Here is a 17,076-nt window from a genome sequence, read left to right on the forward strand (position 1 = left end):
TTGGCACTTCATGTGAAGAACTGCGCGGCGACCAATCGTAGCCTCTGGGCTTGCATGGGACGATTGCCCGCAAAAAATCTCCGGGGCGTTTGGCGACCCGGTTGCGGGAAACTCCCCGGCCAACCCGGGCCCCCGTCGCGGAACCGGGGACAGACCATAAGGAGGAACGCCGATGAGAACCAACGATAAGCGCCTGCCGCAACGTGTCTTGCTCCTTGCCGCCGTGGCCGCCGCAGGTCAGTCGCTCGCGCTGCCGGTCTCTGCACAGTCCACGCTCCTCGAAGAGGTTGTGGTAACTGCAGAGAAACGGGAGCAGGGTCTTCAGGACGTTGGCATCTCGGTGACAGCCCTGCGCGGCGACCAGCTGGTCGACCTCGGGTTCACCCAGGCCATGGACATGGTGACGCAGACACCGGGGCTCGAGGTGTCCGGGGCCGGGGGCGGCACCGTCAATACCTACAGCATCCGTGGCGTGACCCAGAACGATTTTGCGGCCTCGCAGGAAGGCCCGGTGGCGCTCTACCTCGACGATGCCTACATCAGCCTGAATACGATTGCCAACTTCAGCCTGCTCGACATCGAGCGCATCGAGGTGTTGCGCGGCCCGCAGGGCACGCTCTTCGGGCGCAATGCCACCGGCGGCCTGCTGCATTACGTCAGCCGCCGGCCCACGCAGGAGGCGACGGGCTTCGTCGACCTGCAGCTCGGCGAGGACGGGCGCCAGCGCATCGAGGCGGCGGCCTCCGGCGGGCTCACGGACACGCTGGCCGGCCGGCTTGCGGTGGTCCAGACCGAGAACGACGGCCTCATGGAGAATGCCATCGGCTCCGATCTTCGCCAGCTCGACGAGTGGGCCGTGCGCGGCAGCCTGCTGTTCGAACCCACGGCGGACTTCAGCGCCACGCTGATCGGCCTCTACGGCGACAAGGACGACAACCCCGGCGGCTACGCGCACAGCGTGGCTTTCGACGGCGAATTCGCCGACGACCCCGCCGCCACGGACTTCTTCGGCTACCGTGATGCCGACGGCGACCCCTTCACCACCGAGCAGGACTTCGAGGGGTACAAGCAGGCCGAGGCGACCAACCTCACCCTCGACATGAACTGGCGCCTCGGTGCTTTCGATATCGTCTCGATCACCAACTACCAGGACATCGAGAGCAGCTACGGCGAAGACGCCGATGCCTCGCCCAACGATGTCTACAACTACGAGCAGTTCGAGGATGTCGAACAGTATTCGCAGGAACTGCGCCTCAGCTTCGAGGGCGACTCGCACCGCACGGTGATCGGCGCCTACTACCTGAAGATCGACGGCAACTATGCGACGGTGCAGTCCGGCGATGCGTACTTCGGCACGGGGGTCGGTTACCCGGCGGGCACCACGGAAGACGTGGACGTCGAGCAGACCACGGAGACCTGGGCCGTCTTCGGCCAGACGGATATCGACCTCAGCGATACCCTGGCACTGACCGTCGGCGCGCGGCTGAATCGCGATGACAAGGACTTCGACTACCGGTCCACCGACATCTACTTCCTGCAGGGCGGCAATTACAGTTTCAGCGACTCGTTTTCCGATACGGACTGGTCGGGCAAACTGCAGCTGAACTACCGGCCGAGCGATGACGTTCTCGTCTACGCGGGGATCAATCGCGGCATCAAGTCCGGGGGCTTCAACATGCCCCTCTACCCGATTGCCATCGAGGACTACGAGTTCGGCGGCGAGGCGCTGCTCGCGTACGAGCTGGGCTTCAAGACCAGCCTGGGTGCTTCCACGCGCTTCAACGGTGCCGTCTTCTATTACGACTACGAGGACTACCAGGCGTACTCCTTCGACGGCTTTGCGACCTTCCTGTTCAACGCCGAGGCAGAGGCTTTCGGTGGCGAACTGGAACTGGTGACTTCACCGATAGAGGGGCTCGAACTCCTGCTGGGTGCCTCCTACCTCGATATCGAGGTGACCGACGTGCCGCTCAGCATCTCGCCGGACGGCAAGGAGGACGGTGTGCTGGCGCCCGAGTTCACCTTCAACGGCGTGGTGCGCTACACCCTGCCCGCCTTCGGTGGTGACCTGACCCTGCAGCTCGACGGCTTCTGGAAGGATGACCACAACTTCAACCTGTCCTTCACGCCGGTCATCCGGGAGGAGGCCTACGGCGTGGCCAATGCCCGGGTGATCTACGAAACAGCGGACGGCCGCTGGTGGGCCTCGCTCTTTGTCCGCAACCTGACGGACGAGGAATATCGCACCTACGCCTTCGACACGACGGCTTTCTTCGGGGCGACCGAGGACGTTCCCGGTGACTACCGCTGGGCTGGCGCGAGCGTCCGCTTCACCTGGTAGGCAGAGAAACCGGGTGCGCAGCAATCCTGCACCTGCAATCTGATGGAGGAGACATACCATGGCTGAAGGTTCCGCAAAGCCCGGTCGGCTCGGCCCCGACCGCTGGGGCACGACCATGCCCGCTCACAAGGCTTCCTACGCCCGGGGGCCGTGGTTCTATCGCGATACGGAAGCGATCATGCTGACCTACATGACCGACGAGGACGCCGCCCTGGATATCCTCCCCTCGGACATGGAACTGGTCACGCCGGTGACGGCATTCATGGTGATCGAGTTCAATCACTTCAGTACCAGCGGCGGGCCCTACGGGGAGGTTTACACCGGGGTGCTGGCGACCTTCGAGGGCACGATGTACGGCTATACGAATGCCGTTTACGTCACCACGGAGAACGCCCTGACCCTCGGCCGCGAAGTCTGGGGTTTCGGCAAGAAAATGGCTCACCGGATCGAGCTCACCCAGCTCGGCACGGGCGAGATCGAGGCAGTGGTCGAGGTAAACCCCGGCAACGTCGTTGCCCGCGCGATCATGCGACCCGAGAAGAACGAACCGGCCTCGGTTATGGAAGACCTGCCGCTGGCCGTGCTCAAGGTCATTCCCGACGTTGCCGGAGGCGAGAAGCCGGCGCTGGCCCAGCTGAACTCGGTGCTGTTCAAGGGCGTCCCCCACAAGGGGCCGGACGGCAAGGACGAACTCTTCAGCGGCACGGCCTCGCTGGTGGTCGACACGGTGTCGGACGTAAACCTGCCGGTACACCAGGTGGTCGATGCAAAGTACTTCCGCATGACCGCTGACCTGCCCTACGGCAAGGTCCTGAAGACCTACTGAGGCCATTCCGTGGCAACGGAAGCTCCGGGCTGGACGGCGGACTTTTCGGGGTGTCATGCCCTGGTGACCGGTGCCTCGGGCGGCCTAGGTTCCGCCGTGATCCGTCTTTTCACCCGCCACGGCGCGTCGGCAACGCTGCTGGGGCATCCGGAGCGCCAGCACGAGCTCGACGCCTTGGCCGCCGAGCTGGCCAGGGCCGGGTACAGCGTACACGCGCTGGCGGTTGACGTTACCTCGCCGGACCAGGTAGCCGGGGCGTTCTCCGTAGCAAACCGGGAGCTGGGGCCGGTCACGAGCCTCGTCAACGTTGCGGGCATCTACGAGACCGGCGAGCTGGCACTGGACGATACTGACGCCTGGCACCGGGCGCTTGCCGTTAACCTTCTCGGTGCCCGCGACACCTGCCGGGCATTCCTGACCCAGGCGCCCTCGGGCACCTATCGCACGATCGTGAATATCAGCTCCGACAGCGCGCGTGATGTGGCCGCCGGCGACGGAATCTACGCTACCTCCAAGGCAGCGCTCGAGGTCTATACGAGGCACCTTGCGCTGGAGCAGGGCCCCAGCGGTGTCCGCGTCAATGCCATCGCGCCGGGCTGGATGCGCACAGCGATGACAGAGTCCATCTGGAGCGATCCGGTAGCGCTGGCAGAGGCCGAACGGGGCGTGGCGCTCGGTTACCTCGCGCAGCCCGACGCCGTGGCGCAGGTGGCCCTGTTCCTGTCCAGCGGTGCCGCCAGCTATATCACCGGGCAGGTGCTGACCGTGAACGGCGGCCGTTCCTTCTCATGAGCTCTCGGCGATCTTCATCCGTTAGCAGGAGCGTCTTTCGCTCATGAAGGCTGCGCAGATCCACCTGCTGCGTCGTCCGAAACAGCTCAGCGAGGACGTCTTCGAGCTCGTCACCGTCAATCTGCCCCCGCTGGAAGACGGGGAAGTCCTGGTGCGCAACCGCTTCATGTCCGTCGACCCCTACATGCGGCGCAGCATGGACGAGTCCGGGGCCGACCTCGATCCCTGGCCCATCGGCGGCCCCCTGGATGGGCCCGCGGTCGGTGAGGTTGTCGAATCGCGGCACCCGGGCTTCCGGCCGGGAGACATCGTAGAGAGCATGGCGGGGTGGCAGTCGCACTTCATCTCCGATGGAACACGCCTTGAACCCTACCTGTCGCCCAATACCGCCATCATTCGGCGCGTGCCGCAGGGATCACTCGGTGTTCGGGATTTCGTTGGCGTTTTGGGCATCGCCAGCCAGACCGCCTACTACGGACTGCACCACGCCATTACCCCGCCCGACCACGGCACCATCGTCGTATCCAGTGCCGCCGGTACGGTGGGTTCGATGGTCTGCCAGTTCGCCCGCGCCGCGGGCCTGCGGGTCGTCGCCTCGGCCGGCAGCGACGAGAAGGTCCGCTGGCTGAAGGAAGTTCTCCATGTCGACGCCGCATTCAACTACAAGCGCGAAGCCATTGGCGACGCCCTGGCGCGGCTCTGTCCCGATGGCATCGACCTGGTTTTCGAGAATGCGTCGCCGGAGCACTTCTCCGCCTGCCTGCCCCTGATGAACTACGGCACCACGGTCGCCCTCGCCGGCTTCGTGAGTGTCTATGACAGTGGCGGCAAGGTGCCCAATATCGAGAACTTCGAGCACGTGCTCGACAGTTTTCTCACCATCAGGTCCTTCGCCGTGACCGATTACGCAGAGCACTACGACCTGTTCGTGCAGCGGGTGAACGCCCTGCGGGAACGCGGCGAACTGGTCTTCAAGGAACAGGTTTTCCATGGCCTGGCGGCTGCACCCCGCGCCTTGTGCTCGCTCTTCGACGGGTCGAGCCACGGCAAGGTGCTGGTGGACCTTGAGACTTGACCGCTATGGCGGACGTCGGTGCCGCAGCGCGACAGCTTGTGTCACCGATGCCGCGGCACGCTAGCTGACAAAAATGGCAGTGGAGGATGGGGGCATGAGCACCGTGGAGGACGGCGATCCCGGACCCTGGGTGGACTACGCCAGATCGGAGCGCGAGCCGTGGCAGTCAAGGACCGGCATCGTGAAGTTCCTCGAATTCGTCGTACCCGTTGACGGCATGTCCGAGCGGGCGTTCCACATCTACTGTCAAAGGCACCATTCGGCGCACGTCATGAATATCACCGAGTTTTCGCAGTTCATGAGGAAGTACAACACGGGTCACCGTCTGCCCGGCGCCACGGTGAACCTGCCCGCTGCGCTCGCCCATGAGCACCCGCTGGTTGGCGGTGCCGAGGTCTGGCTCAATAGTATCGAGGAGGTGGAAACGTGGCTCGGAAAGCCGGTCTACGAGTCGCTAATTCGTCCGGACGAGCTGCGCTTTATCGCCCAGGACGGCAGTGCGCAGATCATGGTCGGGAAGGAAAACCGGATCATCGACGACAACCCGGACCTCGAGGAGCAGAACCGGCTAAAGCTCTACCTTCTCGCGAGGCGTCCCGCGGGCACGGATTACGACAGCTTTCATGAAAAGCTGGCAACGGACGCCAGGGAACTGCTGCTGCAGCCGGCTATCCGTGGCCTGCTAGCCAAGGCCGTTGTCACGCACCGCCTTCGCGACCCCCTGCCGGCGGGGTTCGAGACCATGCCCCTCGATGCCGTGGTCGAACTCTGGCCCCGGGACGCGGATGCCCTGCGCTCGCTGTGCAGCACCGACGCCTTCGCCGCCTGGACGTCGGTCCTTGCAGCCATGACACAGGAGGCGCCGAGGGCCCTCGTTGCCCGTATGCACGTCGTGCATGACGAGTTCTCCTTTCAGCCCAGCCTGACTCAGCCACTGACTTTCACCTGGTGATGCCATGAGACTGACGACGCTTTCTGCAGTTTTCGCCCTCAGCCTGGGCCAGGGCCTGTCGCTGCAAGCGAAAGCACAGCATCCATCCACTACCGAAGCCCCGCTGTTCACAGGGGTGAGCGAGATCATCCTGGTCGTGCGGGATCTGGAGGCCAGCATGAAACGGCAGTGGGAGGAATTCGGTATCGGCCCATGGCAGATCTGGACCTTTGACGCGCAGTCCACCCGCGGCTTGACGATGCACGGGGAGCCCTCTGACGCCGCGTTCCGGGTTGCCTATACGCAGATTGGCGACACCTACTGGGAACTCGTCCAACCCCTGGATGACAAGAGCACCTACTACGAAACGCTGCAGGAACGGGGGGAGGGGGTGCACAACATCGTGTTCCAGGTCGCCGACTTCGAGGATGCGGCCGGCCGCCTCGAGGCCCTCGGCTACGAAAGCTACAACGCCGCGCAATGGGGGGCCGTCGAGTTCATCAACTTCGACACCCGGCGGACGCTGTCCGTAATCGCAGAGATCTACCGGGTAGCGCCGGGCGAAGCCTTTCCGCCCCCGGAGGCCACCTATCCACCGGAGATGCCCTGAGGTTGACCGGTAAGTTCGCCGCCATCGGCCTGCCCCGGGAGGCTTCAGGCGCTGTCGCCCAGGGGTAAACGCCTGTCACCACGCGTTAAGCCACCTTCGCGCCCACGCGACTAGGCTGGCAGGCCGTGTACTCGAAATGCCGGCACCGGAGTCGACGCCCTTGGCCAATGCAGCACCCGATCATGCACTGTCCGCATTCACGGCGCTCAGGGACGCTGTCGAGGCCGAGTACCGGCTAAGAACACCGGCCTCCGGCGAGCTCGCCGGCCGGGCCCGGCAGCTGCTCCCGGGCGGTGTCTCCGGGAACCTGCGTTTCTTTCGACCCTACCCGTTCTATACGCGACGAGGCCTGGGCAACGAGATCGAGGATATCGACGGCAACCGCTACCTTGATTGCTTCGGCATGAATGGCCCGCTGCTGCTGGGGCACAATCATCCGGCCATCACCGCGGCGATGTCCGAGACGCGGGAACTCGGATCGCTGCCCCTCAACCCGGCAATCCTGGTTGCCGCAGCCGAGGAAGTCGTGCGCACCGTGCCCTGTGCCGAGCGCGTTCGTTTCCTGAATACGGGCACAGAGGCGGTCATCATGGCCTGCCGCTACGCCCGGGCGTTCACCGGGCGCAGCAAGATCGTCAAGTTCCTGGGCCACTATCACGGCCAGCAGGACCAGTTCCTGTTCGGCATCGACGGCAGCGCCGCGGTTTTCTCTGCCGGTGTGCCTGCCCAGGTGACCGAGTCGGCCATCGCCCTTCCTTTCCTGGATCTCGAACGCGTGTCCACGCTGCTCGCCTCGGATCCGGACATCGCGGCGGTGATCCTCGACCCCGCCATGCATGCCGGGGGCCTCTGGGGCTCGAACCCGGCAGAGCTCGAGATGCTCAAGCGCCTGTGCAGGGAGAACGATGTCCTGCTGATCTTTGACGAGGTCATCACCGGCTGCCGGCTGGCCGCCGGCGGTGCCCAGGCTTACTACGGCGTCACACCGGATCTCGCGACCTTCGCCAAGGCGCTGGGCGCCGGCGAAAAGCTGGCCGCGGTCTGCGGCCGCGCCGATATCTTCTCCGTGGTCGATCCCGCCGCCGCACCCGGCACGCCGCGCGTTTTCCAGTCCGGCACGGTGAACGACGGCGCTGCCGCGCTCGCTGCGGCGGCTCGGGCCCTGTCGCTCTACCGGGAGAAGGAGGCCGGGGGGGAGTACGGCCAGCTGGAGCAGCGGGCCGCCCGCCTCGCGCGGGGGCTGGAGGAGCTGTTCCTCCGGCACCGGATCCGCATCCAGGTCAACCAGCTCGCGTCCATGCTGCAGCTCTACCATTGCAGCGCGCCGGTGGATTTCTGGTCCGCCCAGCAGCTCGACTACGAACCCCTGGAGTTGTTCTACCTGGCCATGATCAACGAGGGCGTGGTGCTGTCGCTGCCGACGTCCAATCACATCTACCTTTCCTTCCAGCACGACGATACAGCCATACAGGGCATCCTCGACGCGGCGGCGCGCGTCCTGGAGCGCTATGACTTCAGTGCCGCAATCAACTGCTGAGCGCCCTGGCGCCTCCGGAGACCTGCGCATGAAAAACAACACGATCGAGGAGCTGGATAACCTCTTCCGGCTGCAGAAGGATGCCTTTGCGCGCGACCGCAATCCCGGGCTCGATGCCCGGCTCAGCCGCCTGCGGGCGCTGGAGGCGATGATGGTCGACCTGCGGCAGAAGCTCCGGGACAGCATCAGCGATGACTTCGGCACCCATAATCCCTGGATTACGGATATCTTCGAAACGGGCGGTGTCCTCGGTCGCAACCGCCACATCCAGGCCAAGCTTGCGGACTGGCTGGCACCCAGCGAACGCCCCCTTGTACCCGAGGCTCACGGCTCGTCCCGCTGCGAGGTAGTCAAGCTGCCGAAAGGCGTCATGGGGAATATCGCGCCGTGGAACTTCCCCATCGAGTGTTCCCTGGTCATGGTCAACGAGATGCTGGCAGCGGGAAACCGGGTGATCGTGAAGCTGTCCGAATTTGCGCCGGCAACGGCCGCTGTGCTGCAGGAGTCGGTCGGCGACTACTTCGACCAGTCGGTGCTGGCGGTGGTAGCCGGTGACCTGCCGCTGTCGCAGCACTTTGCCTCCCTGCCGTGGGACCACCTCACCTACACGGGAAATACCTCGGTGGGCCGCCTGGTCATGCAGGCAGCGGCAGCCAACCTGACCCCGGTCACGCTCGAGCTCGGCGGCAAGAACCCGACGGTCTTCCTCGAGGACGGCGTCAACGAGCAGCGGATACTCGAGTACCTGAGCTTCAAGTTCTGCAAAAACGGGCAGATCTGCACCTCACCGGACTACGCGCTGGTGCCCGAAGCGATGCTGGAAGAGTGGGTGGAAACCGCGGAGCGCGTCTGGCGGCGCGCCTACCCCAGCTACCTGGGGCACCCGGACAGTACCGGCATCATCAACGAGCGCCACTTCGACCGGTTGCTCTCGATGTTGGAAGAGGCAAGCGATGCGGGCGCGCGCGTGATCGCCATGAGCGACGACGGGCCGGACCGGACGACACGGCAGATGCCCATGTACCTCGTTGTGCAGCCCGACGAGGCACTCCGGGTCATGCGCGAGGAAACCTTCGGCCCCATCACGCCGGTCATCACCTATCGCTCTCTCGACGAAGCCTACGACTACATCAACAGCCGGGACCGGCCGCTTGCCTCCTACCTTGTGACTGATGAGCGCGTGCCCGAGGAACTGGAGCGCTTCAAGACGGCCGTGCTCTCCGGGGGCGCGGGTATCAACGTCTTCGGCTTCCAGGCCGCTGAACCCGGCGCGCCCTTCGGTGGTGTCGGTGCCAGCGGCATGGGGTGCCATGCCGGCATCGAGGGATTCAACGGCTACGTTCACCACAAGACCGTTTTCGACTGCGCTGACGATAACCCGGTCAAGGCATCCATCATCGTTCCCTACGACGGTGTCACCGAAGCCGTGGCCAACGCGGTCTTCGGAGGCTGAGGAAAAGCCGGACCGAAACGGACCCTGCACGGGCTGAGCTGATGGAACCGGGACTCATGATGGGCGCGCCGCTGTCCATCGTCGACATTCTTCGCCACGCGGCTGTCTGCCACGGCGACGGACGGGTCGTCAGCCGCCTGGGCAATGGCGCTGTCCATCGCTACAGCTACGATGCCTGCTGGCAGCGGGTCAATCGTCTCGCCCACGGGCTTCGGGCCGCGGGGCTTCAGCCGGGGGACCGGGTGGGCACGCTGGCCTGGAACGACTACCGCCACCTGGAGTTGTATTACGCCGTGTCCGGCCTCGGCGCGGTGGTGCACACGGTCAATCCACGCCTTTCCCTGGAACAGCTCGCCTATGTTATCCAGCATGCGCAAGACCGCTTCCTGTTCCTGGACGCGGAGTTCCTGCCCCTCGTCGAACAACTGCTGCCGTCCCTGCCTGCCGTCGAAAGGCTCTGGCTGCTGGCGTCGGCGCCGGCCGAGGCACCCGGACGCGCGGACCGTGCCGAATCCTACGAGTCACTGCTGGGGGCAGAGGAGGGTCCCTTCCCCTGGCCGGCGTTCCCGGAGACGACCGCTGCATCGCTGTGTTACACCTCCGGTACCACGGGAAAGCCGAAGGGCGTTCTGTACAGCCATCGTTCCACGCTGCTCCACGCCCGTGCCGTGGCCGGTACCGAGGGTTGGCGGCTGGACCGCTTTTCTTCGGTGCTGGCGGTTGTCCCCATGTTTCACGCCTCGGCCTGGGGCATTCCCTACGCGGCACCGATGATGGGCTCGAAGCTGGTGCTTCCCGGGCGCCGGCTGGACGGCGCGTCGCTTCACGAGCTCATCACCACCGAAGAGGTGGATTCCATGTGCGGCGTGCCGACCGTCTGGCAGGGGCTTCTCGACTACCTCGACGACGCCGGCCAGACACTGCCATCGGTGCACACGGCGATCGTCGGCGGCTCCGCGGCACCCCTGTCGATGATCGAAGCCTTTGACCGGAAGCATGATGTATTCGTCGTGCACGGCTGGGGCATGACCGAGGTGAGTCCCGTGGGGACGGTGAACTACCGAACGCCCTTCATGGACTCGCTGGCGCCCGGAGAGCGCCACCGCTACCAGTTGAAGCAGGGAAAGCCCCTGTTCGGCGTCAAGCTGCGCATCGTCGACGACAGCGGGGCGACCTTGCCGAGGGATGGCCGGACCTCCGGACACCTGCAGGTGAGTGGTCCCTGGGTCTGCAGCGGTTACGTGGGTCAGGACGCCCCCCGGGACCATGCCTGGTTCGACACCGGCGACATCGCCACCCTCGATGAGGACGGCTGCATGCAGATCGTCGACCGCAGCAAGGATGTGATCAAGTCGGGGGGCGAGTGGATCAGCTCCATCGAGATCGAGGACGCCGCCCTCGCCCTGGCCGCCGTCAGCGAGGCCTGCGCCGTGGGCATCAACCATCCGAAGTGGGGGGAGCGGCCACTGCTCCTGGTGACCTGCAGCGCGCCGGCCACCAGGGAGCAACTCTTGCAGGAGCTTCGGGCGCGACTGCCCAAGATCGCACTGCCGGACGATATCCTCGTGGTCGAAGAGCTTCCCCACACGGCGACGGGCAAACTTCACAAGGCCGCCCTGCGGTCCCGTTACGCCGATCACTACCAGGGCTGACGCTCTCGTCGGGCTGGCGCACAGGCGGCAATAGGACAATACTTCAGGTGCGGATCGAGACGATAAGAAGAGCGTACCGTCATGACGGTCAAGACACGGACCACCGCCACGCTGACTGAAGGGCCAAGCTTTTCCGCTGAAGGGTTGTTCTCCCGCTTCAGTCACCTGCTGTCGCCGCTCTTGAAAACCGTCGGAATCCCCCAGGCGGCCCTAACCGATCCGAACCTGCAGGTACCGCTGCACAAGCACTGCCAGCTCATGGAACTTGCCGCCCAGTACCACGGGGACGACACCATCGGCCTGCGTATCGGCAGGGAAGTCCATCCCAAGGATCTCGGGCCCCTTGGCTATGCGATTCTCTACTCCCCGACGCTGCTCGACGCGATACAGAACTTCTCCCGCTACCTCACCGTCTATGCCCGGGGCTGCGACATGTCACTGGAGGTCCAGGGCAACAGGGCCGTTTTCACCTACCGCTACAGTTTTGCCGAGCCCACGCCGCTGGAGCGACGCCAGGAAGCGGAGTGCACCCTGTCCATGGTCAAGCACGTGATCGAGGTGGCAACCGGCGAGCGCTGGCACTTCAACAGCGTACACTTCCAGCACAGCAAGCCGCACTCGACGCGCACCCACGAACAGCTGTTCGAGGCACCGGTTCTTTTTGATCAACCCGACAATCAGCTCTCTTTCGACAGTTCGGTACTGAAACGAACGGTAGTCCATGCCGAGCCGCGTCTCTATGACGTGCTCGAGGGTCATCTCGCCCAGGTCATGGACAAGATCAGCCAGGAAACAGACCTGGTGACCGAGGTCGGCTCACTGATCGCGCGGTCGCTGAGCAACGGCGTGCCGTCCATCGACGAGGTCGCCTCGAGCCTGTGCATGACCAAGCGAACCCTGCAGCGGCGTTTGTCCGATGAAGGCATTCTTTACACCGAGTATGCCGACAATATCCGCCGGAAGATGGCCCTGCAGTACGTGGGCCGCACGGAAATGCCGCTCACGGAAATCGCCTTCCTCCTGGGCTACTCTCATGTCAGCGCTTTCTCGCGCGCGTTCCGCCGCTGGACCGATGAGACGCCCCACGACTACCGGCTGGCGCAGGGGAACGGCGCCGAGACACTTTAGCCTTCCCTGGCTATCGTATTGGTCGCCTGAGAGCAGCGCTCCCTTTTTTACCGGCCCCATGCCTGCGTTTGGGGTAGGATGAGTCGGCAACGCCCGTAGCTATCGATCAATCGCAACCATGAAAAACGCCCTTGAACAGTGACGAGGGCCTGAAGTCACCCTGTGAGCTTTACCCGGCGGTGTAAGGGTGCTTCGACTGGCGCTCGTCGGTGAACGGTCGCTGGCTGCTGGGTACAACCTGTTCTCGAGGTACGCTGCCTGTGGACTTATCGTGGATCGGCATCGCCCTGCTCTGCGGCCTCGCTGCCAAGAAGCTGGGGCAGGCGCCCCTGCTGGGTTTCCTCGTCGCGGGCTTTGCGCTTTCGGCCCTGGGTGTCGATCCGGGACCGACGCTGGACGAGCTGGCGCAGGTGGGCGTTCTGCTGCTCCTCTTTGCCATCGGCCTCAAGCTGGACATTCCCGCGCTTGTGCGACCGCATATCTTCGCCGCGTCCCTGCTGCACGTGGCCGGCATGGTGCTTGTCGCCGGTGCGCTGCTCGCCATCCCGGTGACGCTGGGCCTCGGCTCCTTCGCCGGGCTGGGCCTGCCCGGGATCGCGACGCTTGCGCTGTTCACCGCCTTCTCCAGCACCCTGTTCGTTATCAAGGTGCTGGAGGAGCGCCAGAACATGACGGCCCTTTACGGCCGCGTGATCATCGGCTTCCTGGTGATGCAGGACCTGGTTGCCGTAGGCCTTCTCGCGGCGTCCAAGGGCGTGCTCCCCAGTCCCTGGGCCCTGGCCCTGCTGGCATTGCTGCCCCTGCGCCATGGCATCGGTCGCGTGCTGGACTGGTGCGGGCACCGCGAACTGCTCGTGCTCGCCGGCCTGTCCCTCACCCTGGGCGGCGCCGCGCTTTTCGAGCTGGTCGGCCTCAAGGCCGACCTCGGCGCCCTGGTCGCCGGCGCCCTGGTGAGCAAGGCGCCCAAGGCCAAGGAGCTGAGCACCGTGCTGCTCGGCTTGAAGGACCTGCTGCTCGTGGGCTTTTTCCTGACCATCGGTCTCAATGGCCTGCCCGACCTGGAGGGCGTGGCGGTGGCCGCCGGCCTGCTCGTTCTGCTGCCCCTCAAGGCCCTGCTGTTCATCGCCGTGCTCATGCTCTTCGGCCTGCGCGGGCGCAGCGCGTGGCTCGCGTCGCTGGGGCTGACGCCCTACAGTGAGTTCGGCCTGATCATTGCCGCCATGGCGATCTCCAAGGGTTACCTGGACGCTTCCTGGCTCGTGACCCTCGCGGTGGCCATGGGCCTCAGCTTCGTGCCGCTGGCGGCCCTGAACGACCGCGCCTTCGAGCTGTACCGGCGTTTGCGGCAGACACTGTCGAGGCTCGAGCGTCGCACCCTGATTCCGCCGGAGCGCGCCGTTCCCGTGACAGACGCCACGGCGCTGGTCTTCGGGATGGGGCGCGTCGGCACCAACGCCTATGACGCGGTGCGTGCGCGCATTGGCGACACGGTCGTCGCCTTCGACGTCGACGACGACGTGGTTGCCGAGCAACAGGCGGCGGGCCGCCGCGTGTTCGAGGAGAGCGCCACGGACGCGGATTTCTGGCAGCGCCTGAAGGTCGACCGGGAGCAGGTCGAGCTCGTTCTGCTGTGCATGCACAGCCACGAGGAACACCTGACCGCGGTGGAGCAGCTCCGGGAGGAGGGCTTCAGCGGCTTCGTTGCAGCGACCGCCTATTTCGATGACGAGGTCAGCGCGCTCAAGGCGAGCGGTGCCGACCTCGTCTTCAACGTCAATCGGGACGCCGGGCCGGCCCTGGCGGCGCTGGCCATGGAAAGGGCGGCCGCGGCGGTCACCGCAGGAACTCAGCCGGGGGTCGATGCCTCACCTTGAAATGGTCAAGGGCCGACGAGCGTTCCCCCGCGCAGCAGCCAGCGTCCCTCCGCCATCACATCGGTGACCTGTCCGCTGTTCGCGTCTGCGAGCAGCAGATCAGCCGGGCCACCGGGGAGCAGCCTGCCGACGCCCGGCAGGCGCAGGGCCGCAGCGGGGTTGGCGGTGAGGCCTGCGATGACCGCCGGCAGCATGTCCGGCGTTGTCTGCAGCGTTTCCGCCAGCAGGTCGCTGAGAGCGGACGGCGCCGCCGCCTGCAGGCCCACCAGCTCGCCGTCCCGGTAGAGCGGCAGTGAACCCCCCGCATCGGACGAGAAGCTGACCCTCGAGAGGTCCGCATCGCCCTCGCGCAGGGCGGCCAGCGCAGCGAGGGCCGTGATGTCGCCGGCGGCGATGAGTTCGGGCGTGGTCGAGACCGTGATGTCGACGAAGCCGCCCTCGCGCGTCCAGGCGGCGGCCTCGGCGAGCAGCGCGTGGCTGCGGTTGACGTGCGTCGGGTAAAGCACGCCGGCCGGCAGGTCGCTGCCCGCGACCACTTCGCGCAGCAGCGCCAGGCGCTCAGCACCCTCGCCCACGTGGACCAGCACGGTACCGCCGGAACCCTTGAGGGTGCCGCCCAGGCGCGTCTCGGCGGCGAGGCGCCGGAGCTCCTGCGCCGTCGGCTGCGTGCCGCGGTGCTCGGCGATGGCGACCTCGCCGATACCGACCACCGGATCGATCAGCACCAGGTCGCGGGCGACGTCGCCGGTGAGCGTCGGTGTCGGCACCCGGTAGGCGCCGCTGAGCATGAAGGCGCGCAGGCCATGGCCGCGCAACGCCATCACGCTGCCATAGAGCACCTCGAGGCTGCGGCCGATGCTGTCGGTGCCCAGGGCGCCGACCGGTGCGGTCACGCCGGCGCGGATGAAGTCCGCCGCCGGGATCTCGGCGGTGCGATTGGCGAAGCCGCCCTCGCCACCGCCGCCGCAGGGGTGGGTCAGCGCATCGACGAGGCCGGGCAGCAGCAGCTTGCCGCGGGCGTCGACCGTTTCCACGGGCGCGCCCTGCACCGCCGCGTCGGCGCCCAGCGCGGCGACCCGGCCGCCGGCCACGAGCAGGTCCATGGTGCCCCGGGGTTCGGGCGCGTAGAGGTCTGCACCGGTGATCAGCGTAATCATGACGGGGCTCCTGCCTGTGCCGAGCGCGCCTGCAGGTAGGCCTGCGTGGCGTCGCGGCGCTCGTGGGAAAGCAGCACGACGAGGTCGCCGGGCTCCGCCCAGCGCAGCGCCGCGCGCACGGCACCGAGCTCCGTCTTGTGCTCGCGGATTGCCGCCCGCGCGTAGCCGAGCCGGCAGAAGGCGTCGCGCAGCCGCGCCGCAACCTCGCCGGGGCCGCGGCCCCGCGCGTGGCCCTCCATGCGCTTGATCAGCACACGGTCGAAGGCCATCGGTTTGCTCGCCTCGGCGAGGGCGTCGAGGTCGGCGTCGCTGCGGTCGCCGGCCTGGCCGACGATCAGCAGCCGGCGCCGGGCGGGCAGGGTGGCGGCCAGTTCCAGCAGCGAGCTGAGGCCGTGCGGGTTGTGAGCGAAGTCGAGAAGCACGGTCGCGCCGCCGATCTCGTACAGGTTGGCCCGCCCGGGATTGTCCGCCGTGCGCATGGCGCACAGGCCGTCGCGGATGGCGCTGTCCGCCAGGCCCAGGGCGCTGGCCAGCGCCGCGGCGCCGAGGGCGTTGGCCACGTTGTGCCGGGCGGCGCCGCCGAAGCAGAGCGGGATGCGCTTCACGGGAGCCAGCGTGGTCCAGCTTTCACCCTCGCAGCGGCCGAGGCTGCCGCGGCGCACCGTGTAGCCCGTCCCGCCGGCGGCCAGGTGCTCGCGGAAGGCCGGTGTCCGCGCATCGAGGCTGAACAGCACGACCGGCGCCGGCGAGCGCGGTGCGCGGGCCATGAGCAGCGGATCCTCCGCATTCAGCACCAGGGTGCCGCGCTGATCCAGCGCCCGGGTGACGATCCACTTGACGTCGGCCAGCTCGTCCAGGGTCTGCACGCCGAAGTCGCCGAGGTGGTCCGAGGCGATGTTGGTGATCAGGGCGGCGTCGGCCCGCGACACTGCCAGGCCGCGGCGCAGCAGTCCGCCGCGGGCGGTTTCGAGAATGGCCAGCTCGCAGCGCGGGTCGCGGAGCACCCGGCGGGCGCCGCCCGGGCCGGCGAAGTCGCTGCGCTCCAGCACGTCCTCGCCCACGGCCAGCCAGTCGGTCGAGCTGACGCCGCCGACCACGCCCGCGGCCCGGGCGATGTGGTTGAGCATGCGCACCGTGGTGGTCTTGCCGTTGGTGCCGGTGACCAGGCCGACGGGAATCGGGCCCAGCTCTGCCCAGGGCACGTCGTCCGGATGGGGCACGTCGCGCAGGTCCCAGCAGCGGCTGTGACGGCCGAGCCCCAGGGAGACCTCGTCGGCATCGAGTACCACCGGCACTGCGCGCTCTTCGGCCGCGGCGAGGAGCCGCCGCAGCCGCGGACGTTCCTCATCGCGCAGTTCCTCGCGCAGGGCGCGGGCAGCGCGCAGGAGGAGGTGGCGGTTGCCGCCCTCGACCAGGTCCCGGGCCGCGTCCCAGGCCGCCTCGTTGACCTCCGTGGCGGTGTAAAGGGCATCGGCCGGGGCGGTGAGGGCCAGGCTGGCGCCGTCGACGGTACGCAATACCCGCAGTTGCTCGTCGGACCAGCCGAGCTCGTCGAGCAGCCGGCGCGCGTGCTGCCGCCAGGCGCCGATGACGAGGTCCGGGTCGCTGTGCCCGAAGCTGACGTCGATGACCGCCCCGGGCTCGGGACCAAAGCGGTTGGCGCCGGTCAGGCGCCGGGAGTCGAGCAGGCGCACGGCGTC

The 17,076-nt window shown here is 66.6% G+C and carries 13 protein-coding genes; 11 read left to right on the plus strand and 2 right to left on the minus strand.

What is annotated here, in order from left to right; translation table 11 throughout:
• Window positions 1-172 precede the first annotated feature (172 nt).
• From RKE50_RS16640 to RKE50_RS16690, 11 genes are all read left to right on the plus strand, one after another.
• Entirely contained in the window at window positions 173-2,341 is a 2,169-nt protein-coding gene (locus RKE50_RS16640) for a TonB-dependent receptor (protein ID WP_350038336.1), read from the plus strand.
• Between the two features lie 58 nt (window positions 2,342-2,399).
• Window positions 2,400-3,167: an acetoacetate decarboxylase family protein gene (locus tag RKE50_RS16645; RefSeq protein WP_350038338.1), complete on the plus strand. Its 768-nt coding sequence runs from the start codon at window positions 2,400-2,402 to the stop codon at window positions 3,165-3,167.
• A gap of 9 nt (window positions 3,168-3,176) precedes the next feature.
• Window positions 3,177-3,959, plus strand: coding sequence for an SDR family NAD(P)-dependent oxidoreductase (locus RKE50_RS16650; RefSeq protein WP_350038339.1), 783 nt, complete (start codon window positions 3,177-3,179; stop codon window positions 3,957-3,959).
• A gap of 43 nt (window positions 3,960-4,002) precedes the next feature.
• Complete coding sequence (locus tag RKE50_RS16655) at window positions 4,003-5,034, plus strand: zinc-binding dehydrogenase (RefSeq protein ID WP_350038341.1); 1,032 nt, start codon at window positions 4,003-4,005, stop codon at window positions 5,032-5,034.
• A 94-nt stretch (window positions 5,035-5,128) separates the two neighbouring features.
• A complete protein-coding gene (locus tag RKE50_RS16660) occupies window positions 5,129-5,986 on the plus strand; it encodes an EthD domain-containing protein (protein WP_350038343.1) in 858 nt (285 codons plus the stop codon).
• A gap of 4 nt (window positions 5,987-5,990) precedes the next feature.
• Window positions 5,991-6,575 (plus strand): VOC family protein, encoded by a 585-nt coding sequence (locus RKE50_RS16665; RefSeq protein WP_350038345.1) that lies wholly within the window; start codon window positions 5,991-5,993, stop codon window positions 6,573-6,575.
• A gap of 160 nt (window positions 6,576-6,735) precedes the next feature.
• Window positions 6,736-8,112 (plus strand): aspartate aminotransferase family protein, encoded by a 1,377-nt coding sequence (locus tag RKE50_RS16670; RefSeq protein ID WP_350038347.1) that lies wholly within the window; start codon window positions 6,736-6,738, stop codon window positions 8,110-8,112.
• A 28-nt stretch (window positions 8,113-8,140) separates the two neighbouring features.
• Window positions 8,141-9,565 carry an aldehyde dehydrogenase family protein gene (locus RKE50_RS16675; RefSeq protein ID WP_350038349.1) on the plus strand — a complete coding sequence of 475 codons (1,425 nt, stop codon included), beginning with the start codon at window positions 8,141-8,143 and terminating at the stop codon, window positions 9,563-9,565.
• Between the two features lie 41 nt (window positions 9,566-9,606).
• Window positions 9,607-11,217 carry a long-chain fatty acid--CoA ligase gene (locus tag RKE50_RS16680; protein ID WP_350038351.1) on the plus strand — a complete coding sequence of 537 codons (1,611 nt, stop codon included), beginning with the start codon at window positions 9,607-9,609 and terminating at the stop codon, window positions 11,215-11,217.
• An 81-nt stretch (window positions 11,218-11,298) separates the two neighbouring features.
• Entirely contained in the window at window positions 11,299-12,345 is a 1,047-nt protein-coding gene (qhpR, locus tag RKE50_RS16685; RefSeq protein WP_350038353.1) for an AraC-like transcriptional regulator QhpR, read from the plus strand.
• Window positions 12,346-12,605: 260 nt separating this feature from the next.
• On the plus strand, window positions 12,606-14,219 hold the full coding sequence (locus RKE50_RS16690; protein WP_350038355.1) for a cation:proton antiporter domain-containing protein: 1,614 nt from the start codon (window positions 12,606-12,608) through the stop codon (window positions 14,217-14,219).
• 5 nt (window positions 14,220-14,224) lie between these two features.
• Here RKE50_RS16690 and RKE50_RS16695 read toward each other — a convergent pair whose 3' ends face one another.
• Window positions 14,225-15,376, minus strand: coding sequence for an amidohydrolase family protein (locus tag RKE50_RS16695; RefSeq protein WP_350038357.1), 1,152 nt, complete (start codon window positions 15,374-15,376; stop codon window positions 14,225-14,227).
• Window positions 15,373-17,070: a Mur ligase family protein gene (locus RKE50_RS16700; RefSeq protein ID WP_350038359.1), complete on the minus strand. Its 1,698-nt coding sequence runs from the start codon at window positions 17,068-17,070 to the stop codon at window positions 15,373-15,375. Before RKE50_RS16700 ends, RKE50_RS16695 begins: the two co-directional genes overlap by 4 nt.
• Between the last annotated feature and the right edge of the window lie 6 nt (window positions 17,071-17,076).

Origin of the sequence: Pseudohaliea sp., from assembly GCF_040217025.1 — a bacterium.
Taxonomy (GTDB): Bacteria; Pseudomonadota; Gammaproteobacteria; order Pseudomonadales; family Halieaceae; genus Pseudohaliea.